General features: G+C 39.6%; 15 protein-coding genes, 3 tRNA genes and 1 other RNA gene. 14 read left to right on the top strand and 5 right to left on the bottom strand.

The annotated features are described in order from the left end of the window. Positions 1–179: 179 nt before the first annotated feature. The 5 genes from FIU21_RS07020 (at position 180) to FIU21_RS07000 (ending at position 4,491) form a co-directional block, all read left to right on the top strand. On the top strand, positions 180–1,928 hold the full coding sequence (locus FIU21_RS07020) for a bifunctional metallophosphatase/5'-nucleotidase (protein WP_004360840.1): 1,749 nt from the start codon (positions 180–182) through the stop codon (positions 1,926–1,928). 96 nt (positions 1,929–2,024) lie between these two features. Then, positions 2,025–2,801: an NAD(+) diphosphatase gene (gene nudC, locus FIU21_RS07015; RefSeq protein ID WP_004360839.1), complete on the top strand. Its 777-nt coding sequence runs from the start codon at positions 2,025–2,027 to the stop codon at positions 2,799–2,801. 30 nt (positions 2,802–2,831) lie between these two features. Further along, a complete protein-coding gene (locus FIU21_RS07010; protein ID WP_004360838.1) occupies positions 2,832–4,133 on the top strand; it encodes an NCS2 family permease in 1,302 nt (433 codons plus the stop codon). A 194-nt stretch (positions 4,134–4,327) separates the two neighbouring features. Continuing rightward, positions 4,328–4,405 (top strand) — tRNA-Val (locus tag FIU21_RS07005). A 4-nt stretch (positions 4,406–4,409) separates the two neighbouring features. Beyond that, positions 4,410–4,491, top strand: a tRNA-Tyr gene (locus tag FIU21_RS07000). A gap of 155 nt (positions 4,492–4,646) precedes the next feature. Here the strand turns inward: FIU21_RS07000 and FIU21_RS06995 are convergent. The 4 genes from FIU21_RS06995 to rnpB all read right to left on the bottom strand — a co-directional run bounded on the left by FIU21_RS06995 (position 4,647) and on the right by rnpB (position 6,462). Further along, positions 4,647–4,717: transfer RNA gene (locus FIU21_RS06995), tRNA-Cys, on the bottom strand. Positions 4,718–5,120: 403 nt separating this feature from the next. Further along, positions 5,121–5,528 (bottom strand): YkvA family protein, encoded by a 408-nt coding sequence (locus FIU21_RS06985; RefSeq protein ID WP_004360837.1) that lies wholly within the window; start codon positions 5,526–5,528, stop codon positions 5,121–5,123. 25 nt (positions 5,529–5,553) lie between these two features. After that, positions 5,554–5,982 carry a hypothetical protein gene (locus tag FIU21_RS06980; RefSeq protein ID WP_004360836.1) on the bottom strand — a complete coding sequence of 143 codons (429 nt, stop codon included), beginning with the start codon at positions 5,980–5,982 and terminating at the stop codon, positions 5,554–5,556. A 94-nt stretch (positions 5,983–6,076) separates the two neighbouring features. Further along, an RNA gene (gene rnpB / locus FIU21_RS06975) (RNase P RNA component class A) lies at positions 6,077–6,462 on the bottom strand. Positions 6,463–7,176: 714 nt separating this feature from the next. Between rnpB and FIU21_RS06970 the strand changes: the two genes are divergently transcribed. From FIU21_RS06970 to FIU21_RS06945, 6 genes are all read left to right on the top strand, one after another. Next, entirely contained in the window at positions 7,177–8,643 is a 1,467-nt protein-coding gene (locus FIU21_RS06970; RefSeq protein WP_036886623.1) for a trypsin-like peptidase domain-containing protein, read from the top strand. 795 nt (positions 8,644–9,438) lie between these two features. After that, a complete protein-coding gene (locus FIU21_RS06965; protein ID WP_004360834.1) occupies positions 9,439–10,302 on the top strand; it encodes a sigma-70 family RNA polymerase sigma factor in 864 nt (287 codons plus the stop codon). Between the two features lie 28 nt (positions 10,303–10,330). Beyond that, entirely contained in the window at positions 10,331–10,795 is a 465-nt protein-coding gene (locus FIU21_RS06960) for a hypothetical protein (protein WP_004360833.1), read from the top strand. Between the two features lie 15 nt (positions 10,796–10,810). Continuing rightward, complete coding sequence (locus tag FIU21_RS06955) at positions 10,811–11,698, top strand: hypothetical protein (RefSeq protein ID WP_004360832.1); 888 nt, start codon at positions 10,811–10,813, stop codon at positions 11,696–11,698. Positions 11,699–11,703: 5 nt separating this feature from the next. Continuing rightward, positions 11,704–12,189, top strand: coding sequence for a S24/S26 family peptidase (locus tag FIU21_RS06950; RefSeq protein WP_004360831.1), 486 nt, complete (start codon positions 11,704–11,706; stop codon positions 12,187–12,189). A gap of 43 nt (positions 12,190–12,232) precedes the next feature. Next, positions 12,233–12,637, top strand: a complete 405-nt coding sequence (locus tag FIU21_RS06945) for a PqqD family protein (protein WP_004360830.1) — start codon at positions 12,233–12,235, stop codon at positions 12,635–12,637. A gap of 406 nt (positions 12,638–13,043) precedes the next feature. Here FIU21_RS06945 and FIU21_RS06940 read toward each other — a convergent pair whose 3' ends face one another. After that, positions 13,044–15,233: a S9 family peptidase gene (locus tag FIU21_RS06940; protein WP_172891342.1), complete on the bottom strand. Its 2,190-nt coding sequence runs from the start codon at positions 15,231–15,233 to the stop codon at positions 13,044–13,046. A 55-nt stretch (positions 15,234–15,288) separates the two neighbouring features. Between FIU21_RS06940 and mnmL the strand changes: the two genes are divergently transcribed. From mnmL to clpB, 3 genes are all read left to right on the top strand, one after another. Then, positions 15,289–16,200, top strand: a complete 912-nt coding sequence (gene mnmL, locus FIU21_RS06935; protein WP_004360827.1) for a tRNA modification radical SAM protein MnmL/YtqA — start codon at positions 15,289–15,291, stop codon at positions 16,198–16,200. Next, entirely contained in the window at positions 16,197–16,517 is a 321-nt protein-coding gene (locus tag FIU21_RS06930) for a DUF3592 domain-containing protein (RefSeq protein WP_004360826.1), read from the top strand. Before mnmL ends, FIU21_RS06930 begins: the two co-directional genes overlap by 4 nt. A 999-nt stretch (positions 16,518–17,516) precedes the next feature. Then, positions 17,517–20,105: an ATP-dependent chaperone ClpB gene (gene clpB / locus FIU21_RS06925; protein ID WP_004360824.1), complete on the top strand. Its 2,589-nt coding sequence runs from the start codon at positions 17,517–17,519 to the stop codon at positions 20,103–20,105. Positions 20,106–20,732: the final 627 nt, after the last annotated feature.

Here is a 20,732-nt window from a genome sequence, read left to right as displayed (position 1 = left end):
CTACAATCAACCTTAAATGAATTACATATTCCTACATTATTAAACAATTCTATATTAACCCATAGAACACGCCTACCCCAACTCAACTAACCTTCAAAAAGACTTTTGAAACATAACAAATCAAGTTCGTTTTTTTCCGTATAATTTAGTACTTTTGTAGCTGAATTAAAATTAAGATTATGAAACTTTCAACAATAGTACTTTCCATCATGTTAGGACTCAGTTCTTCAACTATGGCACAACAGAAGGATGTTACCATCAAACTTATCGAAACAACTGACGTGCATGGTTCTTTCTTTCCATACGATTTCATCACTCGAAAGCCTAAAAGCGGTTCTATGGCAAGAGTCTATACATTAGTAGAAGAACTGCGTAAGAAGGATGGAAAAGACAATGTCTATTTATTGGATAATGGCGATATCCTACAAGGTCAGCCTATCTCCTACTATTATAATTACGTTGCACCAGAGAAGACTAACATCCCAGCAAGCGTACTTAACTATATGGGATATGACGTAGCAACGGTTGGAAACCACGATATTGAAACAGGACATAAGGTTTATGACAAATGGTTTAAGGAGCTGAAGTTCCCTATCCTTGGTGCAAATATTATTGACACAAAGACTAATAAGCCTTATATCTTACCTTATTATACTATCAAGAAAAAGAATGGTATTAAGGTTTGTGTCATTGGTATGCTCACTCCTGCTATACCCAACTGGTTAAAAGAGAGCATTTGGAGTGGTCTACGCTTTGAAGAAATGGTCTCTTGTGCCAAGCGAACAATGGCTGAGGTGAAGACGAAAGAGAAGCCAGATGTTATTGTTGGTTTATTCCATTCTGGCTGGGATGGTGGTATCAAGACACCTGAATACGATGAAGATGCTTCAAAGAAAGTAGCAAAGGAAGTGCCTGGTTTTGATATTGTTTTCTTCGGTCATGACCATACTCCACATAGTTCTATTGAAAAGAATATTGTTGGTAAAGACGTAATCTGCCTTGACCCTGCTAACAATGCACAACGTGTAGCGATAGCAACATTAACCCTTAGACCTAAGACTGTCAAAGGTAAGCGTCAATACACCGTAACAAAAGCTACAGGTGAATTAGTTGATGTAAAGGAACTCAAAGCTGACGATGCTTTCATTCAACACTTCCAACTAGAGATTGATGCTGTAAAGGCATGGAGCGATCAGGTAATTGGAAGATTTGAAAATACTATCTATACAAAAGATAGTTACTTCGGCAACTCTGCTTTCAACGACCTTATCCTCAACTTGGAGTTGGAGATTACTAAGGCAGATATTGCTTTCAATGCACCTTTATTATTCAACGCATCTATCAAGGCTGGTCCTATCACTGTTGCTGATATGTTCAATCTTTATAAGTATGAGAATAACCTCTGTACCATGCGTTTGACAGGTAAAGAGATTCGTAAGCATCTTGAAATGAGTTATGACCTATGGTGTAACACAATGAAAAGCCCTGAAGATCATCTACTTTTGCTCTCTAACACACAGAATGATGCACAACGTCTTGGCTTCAAAAACTTCTCGTTCAACTTTGATTCAGCAGCTGGCATTGATTATGAAGTAGACGTTACGAAACCTGACGGACAAAAAGTGCGTATCCTTCGCATGAGTAATGGAGAACCATTTGATGAGAATAAGTGGTATACAGTAGCAGTTAATAGCTATCGTGCTAATGGTGGTGGTGAGTTATTAACCAAGGGTGCTGGTATTCCACGTGACTCTTTGAAGAGTCGAATCATTTGGGAAAGTCCAAAAGACCAACGCCATTATTTGATGGAAGAGATAAAGAAGGCAGGTGTGATGAATCCACAGCCAAACCATAATTGGAAGTTTATTCCAGAGACATGGACCGTTCCTGCTGCAGCACGTGACCGTAAACTTCTTTTTGGAGAATAAACAAGAAAGAAAGGAAAGTAACCAAAGAGCAATAAACATAATGACAGTTTAGAGTTTAAGGTTAATAGAATTAGGCAAAGATTAATACTTAGACCAATGAAGAAATACTGGTTTGTTTTCTGCAAAACAGATATCATGCTTAAGAAAGAGAGTGAACATTATACCATTCCACTTTCTGAAGAAGCTCCAGTAACACTACATCCTTGGACACATGTGCTAAACGTCACACCAATGGAAGACGGTACAGAAGTGAAGGCGGTCATGATAGACCAACCAATTACAGACAATCCTCTGTATGAGATGTGTGGCTTACGTCCATCTTTCTACCACCTTTCCAAGGAACTTTATCTTAAGGCTGGCAAGTGTCATGAATTACTTTACTGGGATAATAACACTAAGTTCTGTGGCGTTTGTGGTGCACCAATGAAGATGCACACTGATATATCAAAGCGTTGTACGAATTGTGGAAAAGAAGTATGGCCACAATTGGCAACAGCAGTTATCGTTCTTGTACACCGAGGCGACGAAGTCCTTTTGGTACATGCTCGTAACTTCAAGACCGATTTCTATGGACTTGTAGCGGGCTTTGTTGAGACTGGTGAAACACTCGAAGAGGCTGTACATCGTGAGGTAAAAGAAGAAACAGGAATCAAGATAAAGAACATCCGTTATTTTGGTTCACAACCTTGGCCCTATCCTTGTGGTCTGATGGTAGGCTTTAATGCCGATTATGACGGTGGGGACATTCATCTACAACAAAGCGAACTATCAAAAGGAGCCTGGTTTACCAAAGACAATCTACCAACCATTCCTGAGCCTTTATCAATAGCACGAATGATTCTTGATGATTGGATAAATAAAACATCAATATAAACTAAAGAGTATTTAAACCTTAAAACAATGATGACTTTCTTAGAAAAAGCCCTCGGATTTGATTCCAAATCTATGAAGCTCCGCACTGAGATTATTGCAGGAGCAACAACATTCTTAACTATGAGCTATATCTTAGCTGTCAATCCAAGTATTCTTGCAAGTACTGGTATGGATAAGGGAGCACTCTTCACAGGTACAGCACTGGCAGCAGCTATAGCTACATTGTTGTTAGCATTTATGGCAAAGCTTCCTTTTGCACAAGCTCCATCTATGGGTCTTAACGCCTTCTTTGCCTATACACTCTGCGTATCTTTAAAGTTTACATGGCAGCAGTCGCTTGCTATCATGCTCATTGAGGGTGTTCTCTTCATTGCAATTACCTTTTTCAACGTGCGAGAGATGATTCTCAATGCCATTCCGACAAATTTACGCTATGCCATATCAGCTGGTATTGGTATGTTCATTGCTTTTATCGGTCTGAAGAATGCAAACATTATCGTTAATAACGATGCAACCCTCGTTGGCTTAGGAGCCTTCACACCTACCTGTATTCTTGGTATCATTGCTATCTTACTCAGTGGTGCGCTCATGGCAAGAAACGTCAAAGGCTCTTTGTTCTGGGGTATCATCATCACAACAATTATAGGTATACCAATGGGCGTAACAGTTTTTCCTAATGGATGGCTACCAGTTTCTGCACCACAGGACATAACTCCTATCTTCTGTAAGTTTGACTTCTCAGGTCTTCTGAATCTTAAGACTGTATTGGTAATATTCTCTCTACTCTTAATAAACATCTGTGACACTATCGGCACCCTGATGGGCTTAGCTGATAAAACAGGTATAGTTGAACCAAATGGCAACATCCCTCATGTAAAGGAAGCCATGATGAGTGATGCTATCGGTACAACTTGTGGTGCTATGTTAGGTAGTTCAACGCTGACAACATACGTTGAGAGCGCAAGCGGTATTGCAGAAGGTGGTAGATCTGGTGTAACAGCATTTACAGTAGGTCTTTTCTTCATTGTATCCCTCTTCCTCTCCCCTATCTTCTTACTTATCCCAAGTGCTGCAACAAGTGGAGCTTTGGTTATGGTAGGTGTACTGATGATTGACTCTGTAAAAAAAATCAATCTTCAGGATATTACAGAGTCTTTCCCTGCTTTCATCACAATGATTACAATGGCGCTTTGCTATTCTATCGCTGATGGTATTTGCTTAGGAATCATTGCATATGTATTCATGAAGACGTTTACACGTCAGTGGAAGGATCTGAACTGGACACTCGTTGTATTAGCAGTTCTCTTTATCCTGAACTTTGTGAGAAGCTAACAACGCCTTTTAAATAAGCAACTCCCTATGAGTCATAAAGCTACTCATAGGGAGTTTTTATTTATATCACCATACCGCACCTACTCTAAAAGAACATTTCTTTGTCATATAATAGAAAAAAGAAGAAAAAACCATGATAAAGTTTGCACAATTAAAATAAAATGACTACTTTTGCAACCGCTTACGAAAAGTAAGGGCGTTTAGCTCAGCTGGTTTAGAGCATCTGCCTTACAAGCAGAGGGTCGGCGGTTCGAATCCGTCAACGCCCACCACCTTGGGTAGTTTCCAGAGTGGCCAAATGGGGCAGACTGTAAATCTGCTGCTTCTAGCTTCGGTGGTTCGAATCCATCACTACCCACAAAAGAGTTATAATCATTTGATTACAACTCTTTTGTTTTCTATACCCATTACCATCATACCGCTGACGAAACATTGGACTGTATGGGGGGCAACTAATGATGTACTGACAAAGTTATAGAAATAAAAAAGACTCCCAATACTGAGAGTCTTTTGAGGTGCCTAGCGGAATCGAACCGCTCTACATGGTTTTGCAGACCATTGCCTAACCTCCCGGCCCAAGCACCATTCTATTACAAATCATAATTGCGATTTGCGAGTGCAAAGATAATCAATTATTTCGGTTTAACCAAACAATTCAGAAACTTTTTTCAATAAAGATTACGTAAAATCTTCTTCATGTAAGATACCAAGAATCTTTCACAGACATCGAGCAAAAAGATAAGTTCAAGTAATCCTATTGATAGGTTTCTTAAATGAAACTATTTAAAACAAGCGGGCTTCTTACGACCTTCCAATTTTTGCTTTTTCTTTAACTGATTATGAATGGTACAACCTGAGCATCCATGACATGGATCACTTGCTGCTCGAAACGATTGCCACGTACGATAAACCACATAGCCTACAGCTGATAAAATCACTATGGCTAAGACAACATACTGCCACATCTTTTCCTACTTATTCTACTTTTCACACTGGAGTATTAGTAGTATCTTCCGTAAAGATATCTTCTGCTACCTCCATCTCATCATCATCAAACCACTTTGACAGCTTTTCGCGTGCCTGCTTTTTCATATCATCATCAACAGAAGACCACACCTTATTTAATACGTAAAGCAAAACACCAAGGTCGTCTGATAGTCCTGCAATAGGAATAGCATCAGGCACAGCATCAAGCGGTGAGATTAGATAACCCAATGCACCAATGATAATAGCCTTATCCTTAAGTGACACCTTATCACTTTGTATCAAATAATACAAAATCAATGCCACATATACCAACTTAGCACCAGCACGCTTTGCTACACGTTGAATCTTATCAAAGAAACCCTGTTGGGTAAACTTATCTTTATACTTTTGAAAATCAGGTAATTCCATACTACAACTAAATCATTAACAAAACTTACTTAAAATCCATAACTCGGTCTACATAAGCCTTCGCCTCTGGATAGTCTTGATTAGCACGACGAATCTTATTACGCACTAAAACTTTCATCATTACCCTATAAAGAAGGAAGAGAACCAAGCCGACACCGATAGCAGCCAACACATTCAGTATTCCTTTAAAAGGTAGCGAATCGTCTGGAAATGCCGACATTATCAATATCGGTAAGCACAAAAGGAAGCCCGCTATTGTATAACGTGACCGCTCTGTACCCTCACTATCCAAAGCCGCTTGGTAATCAAAAAGATAATTAGAAAGTTCCTCCTCACTAACATTATCTGGTAACTGAGGGAAGCCCACTTCATCTTTATGGTTTCTGATTTTATTTTCTACAGTGTGTTGAAAATCATCCAACACAGTTACATACTGTTCTTCTAAATCTTTCATGATTCTCCAATGTTTTTATATTAATAAAAAACTCCCAACTCTCCTCCATCATTCCAAACAGAATGTGAGAAGATGGGCGTATATGAAAGAAAAATAAAACAGTGTTCCTATAAGCCGGGTTCTGTTTCTTCCTCATCTTTCGATAATAGGAAGATGCCTGTCATTTATCTATATTACAAGTCACCTTGCAATTAAAGCATTCTACCCTCCATTGTGCTTGCGCTTGGGCGGGCTACCCTCAAACAACGGTTTACATGAACTTGCAGCTCCTGAACGGCACAGCCAGACGATCACCCGCCTGCTGGTAGTCTCTTACACCACCTTCTCACCCTTACCACACATTACTGCGTGGCGGTTATTTTCTTCTGCCTACATCTACTGTCACCAATAGCTTCTATTTTCGGAAGCAGGATGCCCTATGCTGCCCGGACTTTCCTCTCGCATCCATTACAGATGCCAGCGACAGAGCCGGAACACTGCCTTATCAGAATGCAAAGATAATGGAAAACATGGAAAAGCCAAAATATTTCAATGATAATCTAAACTTAGCCACGAAAAGAGATAGTATAAAAAGACAGAAAGAAGTTATTGTGTGAACCTAAACACATAGACATTAAGATAATTATAACAACATAATAGCATATCAAGCTATAAACAAGATTCTTAAAGCTACCTTTACACCTATTTATACCTATGCTCTACGTATTATAAAACAATGCTTTACACACATTAGAGTATACCTTTACGAAATTATTTTCATGACAATGAATATTTCTTTTCATAAAAATAATCACAACATACAGTAGTTTTAGCATCTCTGCCATACCTTTAAGTGCCTATAAGTATTAAATTATTCACTCACCAAAAGCCCTCTCCAAAGAGTCGAATTACATCAACCACATGATACGACGACTTACATTTCCTTTCATTTTGTCAACTTATTAAAACAATAAGATGATAATTAGGAATAAAACAACTACCCAAAACAAATAAATGCAAAATTTACATCACATCAGATTAATAGTCGTTAAGTGTTAAATTTTAATTGTTAAAATCGGATAAAGATAACTGACAAATTGTCGGTTTTACAAAATTTGCTCCTATATTTGCATTCCAGAATATGTCAACAAGACATTTACAAATAATGACGGCTTGACACATAAAAACGTAATTAACGAACAAATAATTAAGAATATGAAGAATTTATCAAAGTATTTGGCAGGCGCGGCATGTGTTACAGCCCTCGCCTTTTCTACTGGCGCCTTCATCAAAGTGTATGCTGCAGAAGCCCCAGTTGTAGCTCCTGGTCAGCCAGTTGACCTCACATACGCATCTGAGAAAGCGCTTCCAGCTGTCGTTCACATTAAGTATGTACAGAATTCTAAGACACAAACCGTTGAGGTTCAAGATGACCCATTTGGTGGTTTCTTTGACCCATTCGGTTTCTTTGGAAATCCTAACCAAGGTAATGGTTCACGCCGTCAGCAGGTTCAGACTCCTAAGAAGGAGGCTACAGGTAGCGGTGTTATCATTTCACCTGATGGTTATATCGTAACGAATAATCACGTTGTTGAGGGTGCTGATGAATTGACAGTCACACTGAATGACAACCGTGAGTTCTCTGCTCGCATCGTTGGCACTGACAAGCAGACTGACCTTGCACTGCTAAAGGTAAACGCAACAAACCTCCCTACCCTTCCTATTGGCGACTCAGACAAGTTGAAAGTTGGAGAATGGGTAATTGCTGTAGGTAACCCTTACAACCTCAACAATACCGTAACGGCTGGTATCGTAAGTGCTAAGTCACGTGGTTTGGGTGCTACGCGCAATGGTATCGAGAGCTTTATCCAGACTGACGCAGCCATCAACCAAGGTAACTCTGGTGGTGCATTGGTTAACACCCAGGGTGAGTTAGTAGGTATCAACGCTATGCTCTACTCACAGACTGGTGCATATAGTGGTTACGGTTTTGCAATCCCTACATCAATAATGAATAAGGTTGTTGATGATATTAAGAAGTATGGTAGCGTACAACGTGTAATGCTCGGCATTCAAGGTGGTGACGTACTGAACTTCATCAATGCTCAGAAAGAAGAAGGCAAGAACGTTGACCTTGGTACAAATGCAGGTGTTTACGTTAGCGAGGTTTCAGAGGAAGGAAATGGTGCAGCCTTAGGTTTGACAAAGGGTGATGTTATCACTAAGTTTGACGGACAAAAGGTAACACGTATGTCTGAGCTTCAGCAGGCACTCAACAGCAAGCGTCCTGGCGATAAGGCAACCGTTACTTTCATCCGCAATAAGAAAGAGATTTCAAAGACTATCACACTGAAGAATGCACAGGGTACGACAAAGGTAATTGAGCAGGCTGACATCGACGTTCTTGGTGGTCAGTTCCGTCCAGTACAAGATGCCCTTAAGAAGCAGTTGAACATCAACTATGGTCTTGAGGTACTGAAGGTTAACAATGGTGCATTGAAGGCTGCCGGAATCAATCGTGGCTTCATCATTCAGAATGTAAACGAGACCATGGTGAAGAATATTGACGACTTGCAGAATATCGTTAAGAAGGCATCTACCAGCAAGGACCCAGTTCTCTACGTTCAGGGTATTTACCCAACTGGTAAGAAGGCTTACTTCGCTATTCCTCTTGCTGATTAACGACAGATAACTTTCAGCTGAAAAGCTGACAAAATAAGAATTCCCCCATTCTTGGTTTTAGATACAAGAATGGGGGATTACTTTTTGATAGGCAACACCTTGAAAAATCATTACATAATACCAAGTAAAAACATCTATAAACAACGGCAAAAACACATATGAAAAGCAGCTTTATAACCAACAGTATATCAATCAGTTATAAAACAGCAAAACAAAAGGTGCTTAATTGCACTCCAAAAGGGCGTTAATAAGGGTTCTAAAGAGCATCTTTTGCAAGCCAATTAGGCGTCTTTAAGAAGCCAAAAGAGCATATATTGGTTTCGAATCACATGAAAATAGTTTACAAACTTCAACTAATAAGGGAATAAGTTGTTTGTAGAAACCGAATGGAAATCACACCTAATTACACGTATCATGTAGTTTATCCCCTTTTATAAAACCATCTAATCGGAGCTAATCATAGCATGTAAGTGGATTAATCTTATTCTATTAACGTTCTATGCATTTATCGTAAGAACCCTCTTCTCACCCTATAAACGCAACATAATAACCACCAAGAATCCAAATCTAACCACCTCTTATCGCACTAAAAGACGTTGTATGAACATGAAAAGAATATTCAACCATTACAAACCAATAAAACACCTATCAGTCAACAAGAAACCGTTAAAAGACCAAAAACCTAATACACAACACAAAATCATTATAGATTCTTATGTGAGTTTTTTACTTTTTTATTTGTTTAACTCATTGAATTTGTGTAAATTTGCCATCACTTAAAATAATGCTAAGCACATGAGACAATTGAAAATCACAAAATCGATTACGAATCGAGAGAGTGCTTCTCTTGATAAGTATCTGCAGGAAATCGGTCACGAAGAAATGATCAGTATCGAAGAAGAAGTTGAGCTTGCTCAAAAGATTCGAAATGGTGATCGAAAAGCTTTAGAACGTCTGACGAAAGCTAACCTGCGCTTCGTTGTCTCAGTTGCAAAGCAATATCAAAATCAGGGGCTTTCTCTGCCCGATCTTATTAACGAAGGTAATGTAGGATTAATCAAAGCAGCAGAGAAGTTTGATGAAACACGCGGCTTCAAGTTTATCTCATACGCTGTATGGTGGATAAGACAAAGCATCTTGCAAGCAATAGCAGAACAAAGTCGTATCATCAGATTACCACTAAATCAAGTAAGCTCTGTCAATAAAATCAATAAGATATTGACACAGTTTGAACAAGAGAACGAACGCCGTCCGAGTATTGATGAGATAGCACAGAACACTGATATACCAGAAGACAAGATTGTTGATGCAATGAAAGTTAATTCACGTCATGTCTCGGTAGATGCTCCATTCTATGACGACGAGCAAAGTAGCTTACTTGACGTTATTCCTAATGATAACACACCATCAACTGATAAAGAGTTGGTTGAAGAGAGTCTACGGGAAGAAATTGGAAGAGCTTTACAGATACTTGAGGATAGAGAGAAGGTGGTTATAGAGGCTTACTTCGGAATTAACCAACGTGAAATGACATTGGAAGAGATAGGAAGTAAATATAATCTCACACGTGAACGGGTAAGACAGATTAAAGAAAAAGCAATAAGACGCCTACGCCAACTATCCAATAGCAAGGTTTTGAAGGCTTATTTAGGACAATAACATTAACATTGTAAGATATTAATTTAAGATGAAATTACGTCAGGTATTAATTATAGCAATACTCCTGCTGGGATGGGTAAATAGTAGTAACGCAAAAGGATACAAGCCTGCAAAGGTATATATGTTTGGTTTTGCAGCCTCTTTTAATGATTCAACGGTTTATATGACCAATATCCAGAAAGTGGATGCCTACCTTGCAAACGACCGTACTAAGTTCCTTGCTAATCGTGAAGACTACTCATATCAACTCCGTTATTACCTTCAGAACAATGGTTTGGTAAGCTATCCAACTTGCGTTACGATGTATGCTGAGAATGAGAATAAAGCTATGAAACAGTTCACAGCTTTGAAAAATAAATACGAAAAGGGTAAGAAGAAATATATAGTTAAGTCTATCTCTGATGCAGAGTTCAGCTATAAGACTATAACACCAGACAACTATACTTCAAACGAAGAGACACAAGTGAATACTAAAACCACAAAGTCAAAGTAAGCAGAGCCTCTAAAGATGGAAATAAATAACTTCAGAATAGCAGACTTTGATATACAAATTATATTCCGTGAGACTGATGTCAACGGAATGCACTTGCTAAGTTCGTTTGAACCTTTCAGAATCAAAGAGGTTTCAGAGAATGTCTTTTTCCGCTTAACGGTTGACGATACGCTTCGACCAGTTCCAAAGGAAAGGAGACAACGTATCCGTGCTTTCGATACAGGAAATGGTGATACTATTGTGGATCGTGTTGATGATGGTAGCTATCAGTATATTATCAAGGACATTAATGGCTCTGATTGTTGTCTGCTACAGAGTAATAAAGACTTCTCTGACTGTCGTTGTGCACTCAATGGCACCAAGAATATGCGCACCTTTGGACTTAATAATGCATTGATGCTTATCTTTGCCTTTGCTGGTGCACATAAGAAAACCTTGCTGATTCACGCATCTCTTGTTCGTAACAATGGCTATGGCTATGCCTTCATTGCCAAGAGCGGAACAGGTAAGTCAACCCAGGTTAGTATGTGGCTACGCTATATTCCAGGCAGTGACCTCATGAACGATGACAATCCTATCGTGAGAATCATTGATGGAGAAACATGGATATATGGTAGCCCATGGAGTGGTAAGACACCATGCTATCGCAATGTCAAGGCTCGTTTAGGTGCTATTACACGTATTGACCGCGCTACAACAAACTCTGTTGAGAAGCCCAATCCTATTGCAGCATTTGCTTCACTACTCCCCTCTTGCTCCAGCATGAAGTGGGATTCAGACATTTACAATGGCGTTTGTGATACTATTACAAAAATTGTAGAAGCTGGGAGGATATTTACGTTACATTGCTTGCCTAATCAAGAAGCAGCAGAAGTGTGCTATCAAACCGTAACGAAAAGATAAAACTTATGTCAAAAACAGTACTTACGACTTCTGAAATCCAGTTTGCTAATGCAGAGTTTCTACCAGAAGTTGTCAAGATGTTAAATGAAGGACATACTGTTACGTTACGCCTTCGTGGCTATTCTATGCGTCCTTTCCTTGAAAATGACCGTGACAAAGCTTTGCTTGTCAAGCCTTCCACAATAAAAGTTGGCGACCCAGTCTTAGCGGAGATAACACCACGACACTTCGTCTTACATCGTATTGACAGCATAGAAGGTGACAACGTGACCTTACGCGGTGATGGCAACCTTGGTGTTGAGCATTGTAAGAAAGAGAATATTGTTGGAGCAGTCATTGGTTTCTACCGTAAAGGACGAAACAAGATGGATGCTACAAATGCTTGGAAATGGAAGTCATATAGTTTTATTTGGACTCGACTTCTTCCTATCCGAAGATATTTATTAGGTATTTACAGACGTATCTGGATTCCTATCTTTGGCACCATTTAATGGAATATAAAAAGAAAGATAATAATATAAACTATCAATAAGAATGAAAGTAAAGAATGGCTTCAACCTCCGTGAAGTATGCGGAGAACATATTATCGTTGCAGAAGGAGATGAGAATATTGACTTCAGCAATATTATATCTATGAACGAAAGTTCTGCATACTTATGGGAAGAGGTGCAGAAGATGGATTCTTTTACAGTAGATAACCTCGTAGAGTTAATCTGCGGTCAATATGAAATTGACGAGGATACGGCTCGCAAGGATGCCACAATACTTGCTGCACAATGGGGTACTGCGGGTATCATCGAGGGTGAAGACATCCCTGCAAATGATTCTGCTGTTAAGAAGGAAACAATCTCTAAGAAAGCTGATTCTACACACCTCGAGGCAGCTACAAGCGAAGAAAAGCCTAAAAAGAAAGGCTTCTTTGAGCGTCTCTTTGGCTAAGGAGCAAGATAAAACTAACTATACATAAAAAACTCGGACACTGATTATAGCAATTCAGTGTCCGAGTTTTTTCTTTATTAGTGCTATCTGATAGACCTTTGAACAATATACTCGTCCATATGACATCACCTTTGATTTACAGTTATCTGATAGAACAACTCCTTAATACCAACAATTTGTTCCCTGATAATATCATATTGCACTACACTAAGTACTCAACACCATTGGTGTTTACCATCCGCACATGACGTGTTAAGCATCAGCACACTATGTGTTGAGCATTAACACATCAGTAAAAGATGAATTAAAAGCCCCTTGTCATCATCATATTATGTAGTAAGACACGCATGGTTCATTTATACATAAGGGCGCTTAGCAAACAGCACAGTTCTTTTATCAGCGCCTATTACAGGTTCTCGATAAACCATTCAGTAACCTGTCTCAGAAGATGATTACGAGTGTTACCACCATAAATACCATGGTTACGATTGGTATAAAGATTCTCTTTGAAGTCCTTATCAGCTTGAACCAAAGCCTCAGAATATTCAAAGGCATTCTGCGGATGTACGTTATCGTCCGTTAAGCCATGACATATTAAGAGTTTACCATGAAGCTTCTCTGCTCTATTGATTGGATTAATAGCATAACCAGCAGCATTCTCCTGTGGTGTACGCATATAACGCTCAGTATAAACAGAGTCATAATAGCGCCAGTTCGTTGGTGGAGCAATAGCTACACCTGCCTTGAACGCATTACGTCCCTCGCTCATACTCATCAATGTATTGAAGCCTCCAAAGCTCCAACCCCATATTCCAATACGCGAAGCATCAACATAACTTTGCTTGCCCAACCACAATGCAGCTTCTGTCTGATCCTTTGATTCCAAATCGCCAAGCTTCAAATAAGTACACTTCTCAAACTCTGCACCACGCGCACCAGTACCACGACCATCTACAGTAACAACGATATAGCCCTTTTGTGTTAAGTAGTAGTCAAACATTGCACCACTACCCATAGACCCAACGCCCCAGTTGTCGACAACCTGCTGACTACCCGGACCACTATACTGGTGCATAATTACAGGATACTTCTTTGTTGCATCGAAGTTAGCAGGCTTCACCATCCAGCCATTAAGTTTCACACCTTCAGAGGTTGTAAATGTAAAGAACTCAACACCAGTGTTGCCATACTTTGCCAACTTTGCCTGCAGTTCATTATTATTAAGCACTTCACGTATCTCCTTACCTTTGTTATCATAGATAGCAAATACGTATGGATGATTGCTATCGCTCCATGTATCGAGGAAATACTTATAATCGCCTGAGAACGAAGCAACATTCCATCCCGCACGAGCAGAAAGACAAGTCAACCTACCCGACTTGTCTGCAACATATATCTCACGCTGCATTGGCTTACGTGCTGCTGCTTGGAAGTAGGTATTTCCTGTCTTCTCATCATATCCATAGATTTCAGTTACGTCATAATTTCCCTTATCAATCTGACGTAAAAGCTTACCATCCTTATTATATAAATAAAGGTGCATATAGCCATCACGGTCAGAAGGAACAAGAATATAATCCTTCATGATGCTAATACCCTCCATAGCTTCTTCCTTCACATACTTAGGTACACTCTCCTTTATCAGTAGATTACATGTACCTGTGAGAGGATTAGCAGCATAGAGATTCAACTCATCCTGATGACGATTCATTGTATAGAGGATAATTCTATTTGCATCAAAGGTAGACTTGATGCGTGGAATATAACCATCTGCAGCTAATGGTAAATCATATTTACGCACAGCACCATCACTCAAGCTATAAGACCATGCACTAACCTTTGAGTTTGCCTCGCCAGCCTTTGGATATTTGTAGCTGTAATCACCAGGATAGATATCAAACATATCATATGCAGGGTGAGAACCTTTGTAAAACTGTAGAGTATAACTCTTTACCTCACTCTCGTCATATCTAATCCAACTTAGCGTCTTACTATCTGCACTCCAAGCAAGTGCATTATTAAAGCCGAACTCCTCTTCGTTAACCCAGTCAGGTAAACCATTGATTACCTTATTAAACTCACCATCCGTAGTAACCTGCTTTACATTCTCACCATCTGTAATATAGATGTTATTCTGATGAACATAAGCAATCTGACGACCATCAGGAGAGAAGGTCGGAATCTGCTCAGAGCCATCTTTTGACAGTTTCTTTAACTGTTTTGTCTTTACATCATAGAGATAAAAGTCTGCTGTAAACGAACGACGATAGATACGATTTGTATTCGTTTGTAATAACAGTCGACTTCCATCAGACGAGATCTGATAATCATCAAAGGAGCTTAATTGCTCGCCTTTTGCATCAGCAAGGTCAAAGATAACCCCTGTAGAGCTACCTGTTTTAAAAGAATACTTAACTACCTGACGACCATCAGACGAGATTTGTGCATACTCAGAAGTTCCTTTTAAAGGATTAACACCCGAGATACGCTTAGTTGCAAAAGCACCATTAGTAATGTCTTTCAAAGAGATAGGTTCTCCAGCCATCAACTGAAATACGGTTAGCATTGTTGCAAACAGAAGTAATATACGTTTCATAAATTCAAGTTTTAACAGCACAAAAATATAAAATATTCCGTATATTTGCAAAAGAATGGAACAATATTATTGCGATTTCGGGAACTGGTTGCGCTCTCAGTTCCCTTATAAAGTACAAAAGATATCAGTTAATGCTGGCTTTACCTGTCCTAACCGAGATGGTAGGATTGGGCGTGGCGGTTGTTTTTACTGTAACAACCAGACGTTCAACCCAGCCTATTGCGATAATGGAAAGAGTGTAACCCAGCAGCTTGAAGACGGCAAACGATTCTTTTCTGGCAAGTATCCTGAAATGAAATATCTTGCTTATTTCCAGGCTTATACCAATACTTACGGCACTAACGACCATATTAAAAAGCTCTATGAGGAAGCACTTGCTGTGGAGGATGTGGTTGGACTCGTTATCGGTACACGTCCCGACTGTATCAATGATGACCTCTTAGATTACTTTGAAGAACTAAATCGCCGCACATTCCTCATCGTTGAGTATGGTGTGGAAACCTGCAATGATGAGACATTACGACTGGTTAATCGCGGGCATGACTTTGCTTGTGCACGTAAAGCTATAGAAGAGACTGCCCGACGTGGTATCCGTGTCGGTGCACATATCATTCTCGGACTACCTGGTGAAGATGCAAAAGAGAGTTTAAGACAAGCTCCAATCATCTCTTCTCTTCCCTTAACGACATTGAAGATTCATCAGTTACAGATTATTCGTGGAACTCGTCTGGCAAAGATGTACGCTGAAAAGCCATTTCACCTTTATACGGTTGAAGAGTATATCAAGCTCATAGCAGATTACATTAGCCTTCTTCGCCCCGACCTTGTACTCGAACGCTTTGTCAGTCAGAGCCCCCCCGACCTCCTCATAGCACCCAAATGGGGACTGAAAAACTATGAGTTTACACACCGTCTTCATAACTATATGAAGGAGAAGTTGAATAATAAAGCTCAATCTGACAAATGAAAGGAAAGCATCAACGCTCAATAGCCTATCTTGTTATCGCACTGTTAGGAATCTCTTTATGGCATGTATGGAAGAGTAGCAAGATTGCTGAGAACCCAGCTTACACTAAAGGTGTAGTCAATAGACTTTATAAAATTCGCGCAACTCCTTACTACTCCTATTCATATAACGTAGATCAGAAAACCTATGAAGGTAGGGGTAAACAATATGGAGAATATGAAAGTCTACATATTGGTGATACTATCACCGTTTATTATCAAAGAAGTAACCCCAGTAACAGTGAAGCTTATGTAAGAAATAATAAACAACAGCCATAATCTTATACCTATTCTTATATTTGACTCTATCAAAATATGGAGTGATAAAAACAAACCTATTACATAATAAGGCACACAGATAAGCAGAGAAAAGACGGAGTTAAAAACAATACATGGAGGTTCCGACGAAACAAAAAAAGTAATAGAGATATTCTACACAGATTATTAACATCTTTGTTATTTTTGCCAATAAACATTGCAATTATACTCCTTTGATCTCTAAGCCTTCGATGAATCTGTGTGAGTTTTAACGTAGAAAGATAAAGAAATATATTGACAAAACAGTTAAAGCAAAGGTAGAAAAATAGACTAAAAGTTATTTATTTTAGTACCCCTGTAAGTTTCTTGTTATCAATAAGTTGCAAAAACAGATTTTAAAAGGTGCTTAGTAAGACTTCAAAAGGGCGTTAGTTAGACATCAAAAGGGCATCTTTTGCAAGCCAATTGGGTGTTATTTGCAAGCCGTTTTATGGTCTTTACAAAATCATCATACGAAAAATACGGACAAAAATGCGTCTTCAAAACTTGGAAATGATAAAGTTTACCTTTTGTATTTAGAATTATAAGAAATATCAAACAGAGCAACTTTAAGTTTCTTACTGCAAACTTAGAGTTGCTATGTGTGCCTTATAATATAAATGCTTCAGTTTATCACTCTATATATTGGATGAGCCTGATATCTTTTCTTATCTTTGGATGGAACAAACAGATATGCTTTACGAAAGGTTTTCTATATTCTTTGGGGCTTACTTATTTATATCTGTGCATTTATATACTGTCAACGCCAAGAGAACTAAACATTGAAAAGCACATTCCCCACCTCCCTTCCCTCTCTTTTTAAGAAACAAACAACTGCCAAATTGTCTAACACAAGCGACAATTTGACACAAAACACCTATAGGCACAAGGTTTGAGATATAGGCAATAGAAACAAAAAAATAAGAACAAGTTCTGAAGCCTATTATAAAGGTGTAGGAGCTATAGGAAGGAGATTTGAATATGACATTTGAGAAATTTACAATCAAAGCACAAGAAGCTGTTCAGAGTGCGATAAACATTGCACAGCGAAATGGACAGCAGACCATTGAGCCAGTACACATATTAGCTGGTGTAATGGATAAAGGAAAGGACGTAATAAATTACGTCTTCCAGAAAATTGGCGTCAATGCACAAGCTGTGGAGACTGCCATTCAGAATGAGATGAGCCACTTACCAAAAGTATCTGGTGGTGAACCCTACCTCTCTTCTGAAACCAATCAGGTGATGCAGCGTACAGTAGAGACCTCCCAGAAGATGGGTGATGAATTCGTTAGTATCGAACCGATGCTACTCGCCCTACTTGCTGTGAACTCAACCGCAAGCCGTATATTGAAAGATGCGGGTTGTACAGAGAAGGAAATGACAGCTGCTATCAATGACCTTAGACAAGGTCAGAAGGTACAGTCGCAAAGTGGTGATGAGAACTATCAGTCATTACAGAAATATGCACGCAACCTTATTGAAGATGCTCGTGCAGGAAAACTCGACCCAGTGATTGGTCGTGATGAGGAGATTCGTAGAGTATTACAGATTCTATCTCGTCGTACAAAGAACAACCCTATTCTCATTGGTGAGCCAGGTACTGGTAAGACAGCTATCGTTGAGGGATTAGCAGAGAGAATCGTTCGTGGTGATGTGCCAGAAAACTTAAAGGACAAGCAACTCTACTCATTGGATATGGGTGCGATGTTGGCTGGTGCTAAGTATAAAGGTGAATTCGAGGAGCGTCTCAAAAGCGTTGTTAAGGAAGTGATGCAGGCTGATGGTAACATCATTCTCTTCATTGACGAGATTCACACATTGGTTGGTGCAGGTGGTGGCGAAGGTGCCATGGATGCTGCAAATATCCTTAAACCAGCCTTAGCACGTGGCGAATTAAGAGCTATCGGTGCAACAACACTCAATGAATATCAGAAGTATTTTGAGAAAGATAAGGCGCTTGAGCGTCGTTTCCAAACCGTATTAGTAGATGAACCAGACGAGTTGGATGCTATCTCTATCCTTCGTGGATTGAAGGAACGTTATGAGAATCATCACAAGGTACGTATCCAAGATGATGCTTGTATCGCAGCTGTTAAGCTCTCTGAGCGTTATATTTCAGACCGTTTCTTGCCAGATAAGGCTATCGACTTGATGGATGAGGCTGCTGCAAAACTGCGTATGGAACGTGACTCTGTACCAGAGGAGTTGGATGAAATCACTCGTAGATTGAAGCAGCTTGAGATTGAGCGTGAGGCTATCAAGCGCGAGAACGACACAGAAAAGATTGCACAACTCGACAAGGAAATCGCTGAACTCAAAGAGCAGGAACATGGATTCCGTGCAAAGTGGGAAGGCGAACGTGGACTGGTGAATAAAATTCAGCAGGACAAACAAGAGATTGAACAGCTCAAGTATGAGGCTGACCGTGCCGAGCGTGAGGGTAATTACGAGCGTGTTGCCGAGATTAGATACTCACGACTAAAGCAATTAGAAGACGATATCAAGAACATCCAACAGCAGTTGCAAACCACACAAGATGGGCAAGCAATAGTGCGCGAGGAGGTTACAGCAGATGATATCGCTGAGGTTGTGAGCCGTTGGACGGGTATTCCTGTCACACGAATGTTACAGAGTGAGAAGGATAAACTACTCCACTTGGAGGATGAACTACACAAGCGTGTCATCGGACAAGATGAGGCTATCACAGCTGTAGCAGATGCTGTTCGTCGCTCACGTGCAGGATTGCAAGATCCAAAGAAGCCAATTGCTTCCTTCATCTTCTTAGGTACAACGGGTACTGGTAAGACCGAGTTGGCAAAGGCATTGGCTGATTATCTCTTCAATGACGAGTCTATGATGACCCGAATTGATATGAGTGAGTATCAAGAGAAGTTCAGTGTAACTCGACTCATCGGTGCGCCTCCAGGATATGTAGGCTATGATGAGGGTGGTCAGTTGACTGAGGCTGTACGTCGCAAGCCTTACTCTGTCGTACTCTTTGATGAGATTGAGAAGGCACATCCAGACGTATTCAACATCCTTCTGCAGGTGTTGGACGATGGTCATCTGACAGACAATAAGGGACGAACAGTGAACTTCAAGAATACGATTATCATCATGACGTCTAATCTTGGTTCACAATATATCCAGCAACAGTTTGAACATCTTAACGATACTAACCGTGAGGAGGTAATCGACAAGGCAAAAGTTGCAGTAATGGATATGTTGAAGAAGACAATTCGTCCTGAATTCCTCAATCGTATCGACGAGACTATCATGTTCTTGCCATTGACAAAAGAGCAGATTGGTGATGTTGTTCGTCTACAGTTGGAGAGAGTTAAGGATATGTTAGAGCCACAGGGTATTGAACTTCAGTGGACCGACCCAGCCATCAATTATCTTTCAGATGTTGGCTACGACCCAGAGTTCGGTGCACGTCCTGTCAAGAGAGCTATCCAACGTTACGTATTGAACGACCTCAGTAAGTCATTGCTTGCAGGTACAGTCAACCGTGACAAGCCTGTCATCATCGACAGCTTCGGCGAAGGCTTAGTATTTAGAAACTAATATAAAAAGGGGGTGTGTCATTTGGCACACTCCTTTTTTTTGTTTCATCGGCCATTTAAAGTGATACTACTATAGATATTTATGAGGTAAACCTCTATTCTCCTTTAGGCTTATTCGTGACCAACATGTTTTATTATCCTTAGTGATTCTACGTGTCATAACCGTCCGCACTATTAGTGTTCACCGTCCACACCATTGGTGCTAAGTATCCGCTCGATGATATGACATGATAAAAAGGGCTATTGTGGCTCATCCACTATGGAGAAAAAATAAGATGTATCATAACTGTAAAAACACCTCTAAGATCCTTACTGCCAAGAACGAGTCCGCCTCAGAAACGCTATTTCTCACATTCATTATAATATCCCTATTTTTTCTACAATGAAAGAAATCCTTAATATGAAAGTTCCTGTCACTCGTGTCACAAGAGAATAGCTTATAACCTACTGATTTGTAACACGTTTACATAAAGTATTAAAAGTGACAGCAAAATGAAATTAAAAATACTATAGTTATATCGTTACATTTTTAAGAGAGCAAACAACTTTTCATTTCTCAAAGAACAACATATAAACAGGATTATTAGACGTACTCAACTCTTACGTTAGTAAGATTAATATTTCTTCT

This window comes from Prevotella melaninogenica, assembly GCF_013267595.1.
Lineage (GTDB): Bacteria > Bacteroidota > Bacteroidia > Bacteroidales > Bacteroidaceae > Prevotella > Prevotella melaninogenica_D.
This window is presented reverse-complemented; position numbering and strand designations above follow the sequence as displayed.

Excerpts from the sequence above, each read along its gene's own strand:
- FIU21_RS07020 (WP_004360840.1), top strand. The coding sequence starts at position 180 with ATGAAACTTTCAACAATAGTACTTTCCATCATGTTAGGACTCAGTTCT.
- nudC (WP_004360839.1), top strand. The coding sequence starts at position 2,025 with ATGAAGAAATACTGGTTTGTTTTCTGCAAAACAGATATCATGCTTAAG.
- FIU21_RS07010 (WP_004360838.1), top strand. The coding sequence starts at position 2,832 with ATGACTTTCTTAGAAAAAGCCCTCGGATTTGATTCCAAATCTATGAAG.
- FIU21_RS06985 (WP_004360837.1), bottom strand. The coding sequence starts at position 5,528 with ATGGAATTACCTGATTTTCAAAAGTATAAAGATAAGTTTACCCAACAG.
- FIU21_RS06980 (WP_004360836.1), bottom strand. The coding sequence starts at position 5,982 with ATGAAAGATTTAGAAGAACAGTATGTAACTGTGTTGGATGATTTTCAA.
- FIU21_RS06970 (WP_036886623.1), top strand. The coding sequence starts at position 7,177 with ATGAAGAATTTATCAAAGTATTTGGCAGGCGCGGCATGTGTTACAGCC.
- FIU21_RS06965 (WP_004360834.1), top strand. The coding sequence starts at position 9,439 with ATGAGACAATTGAAAATCACAAAATCGATTACGAATCGAGAGAGTGCT.
- FIU21_RS06960 (WP_004360833.1), top strand. The coding sequence starts at position 10,331 with ATGAAATTACGTCAGGTATTAATTATAGCAATACTCCTGCTGGGATGG.
- FIU21_RS06955 (WP_004360832.1), top strand. The coding sequence starts at position 10,811 with ATGGAAATAAATAACTTCAGAATAGCAGACTTTGATATACAAATTATA.
- FIU21_RS06950 (WP_004360831.1), top strand. The coding sequence starts at position 11,704 with ATGTCAAAAACAGTACTTACGACTTCTGAAATCCAGTTTGCTAATGCA.
- FIU21_RS06945 (WP_004360830.1), top strand. The coding sequence starts at position 12,233 with ATGAAAGTAAAGAATGGCTTCAACCTCCGTGAAGTATGCGGAGAACAT.
- FIU21_RS06940 (WP_172891342.1), bottom strand. The coding sequence starts at position 15,233 with ATGAAACGTATATTACTTCTGTTTGCAACAATGCTAACCGTATTTCAG.
- mnmL (WP_004360827.1), top strand. The coding sequence starts at position 15,289 with ATGGAACAATATTATTGCGATTTCGGGAACTGGTTGCGCTCTCAGTTC.
- FIU21_RS06930 (WP_004360826.1), top strand. The coding sequence starts at position 16,197 with ATGAAAGGAAAGCATCAACGCTCAATAGCCTATCTTGTTATCGCACTG.
- clpB (WP_004360824.1), top strand. The coding sequence starts at position 17,517 with ATGACATTTGAGAAATTTACAATCAAAGCACAAGAAGCTGTTCAGAGT.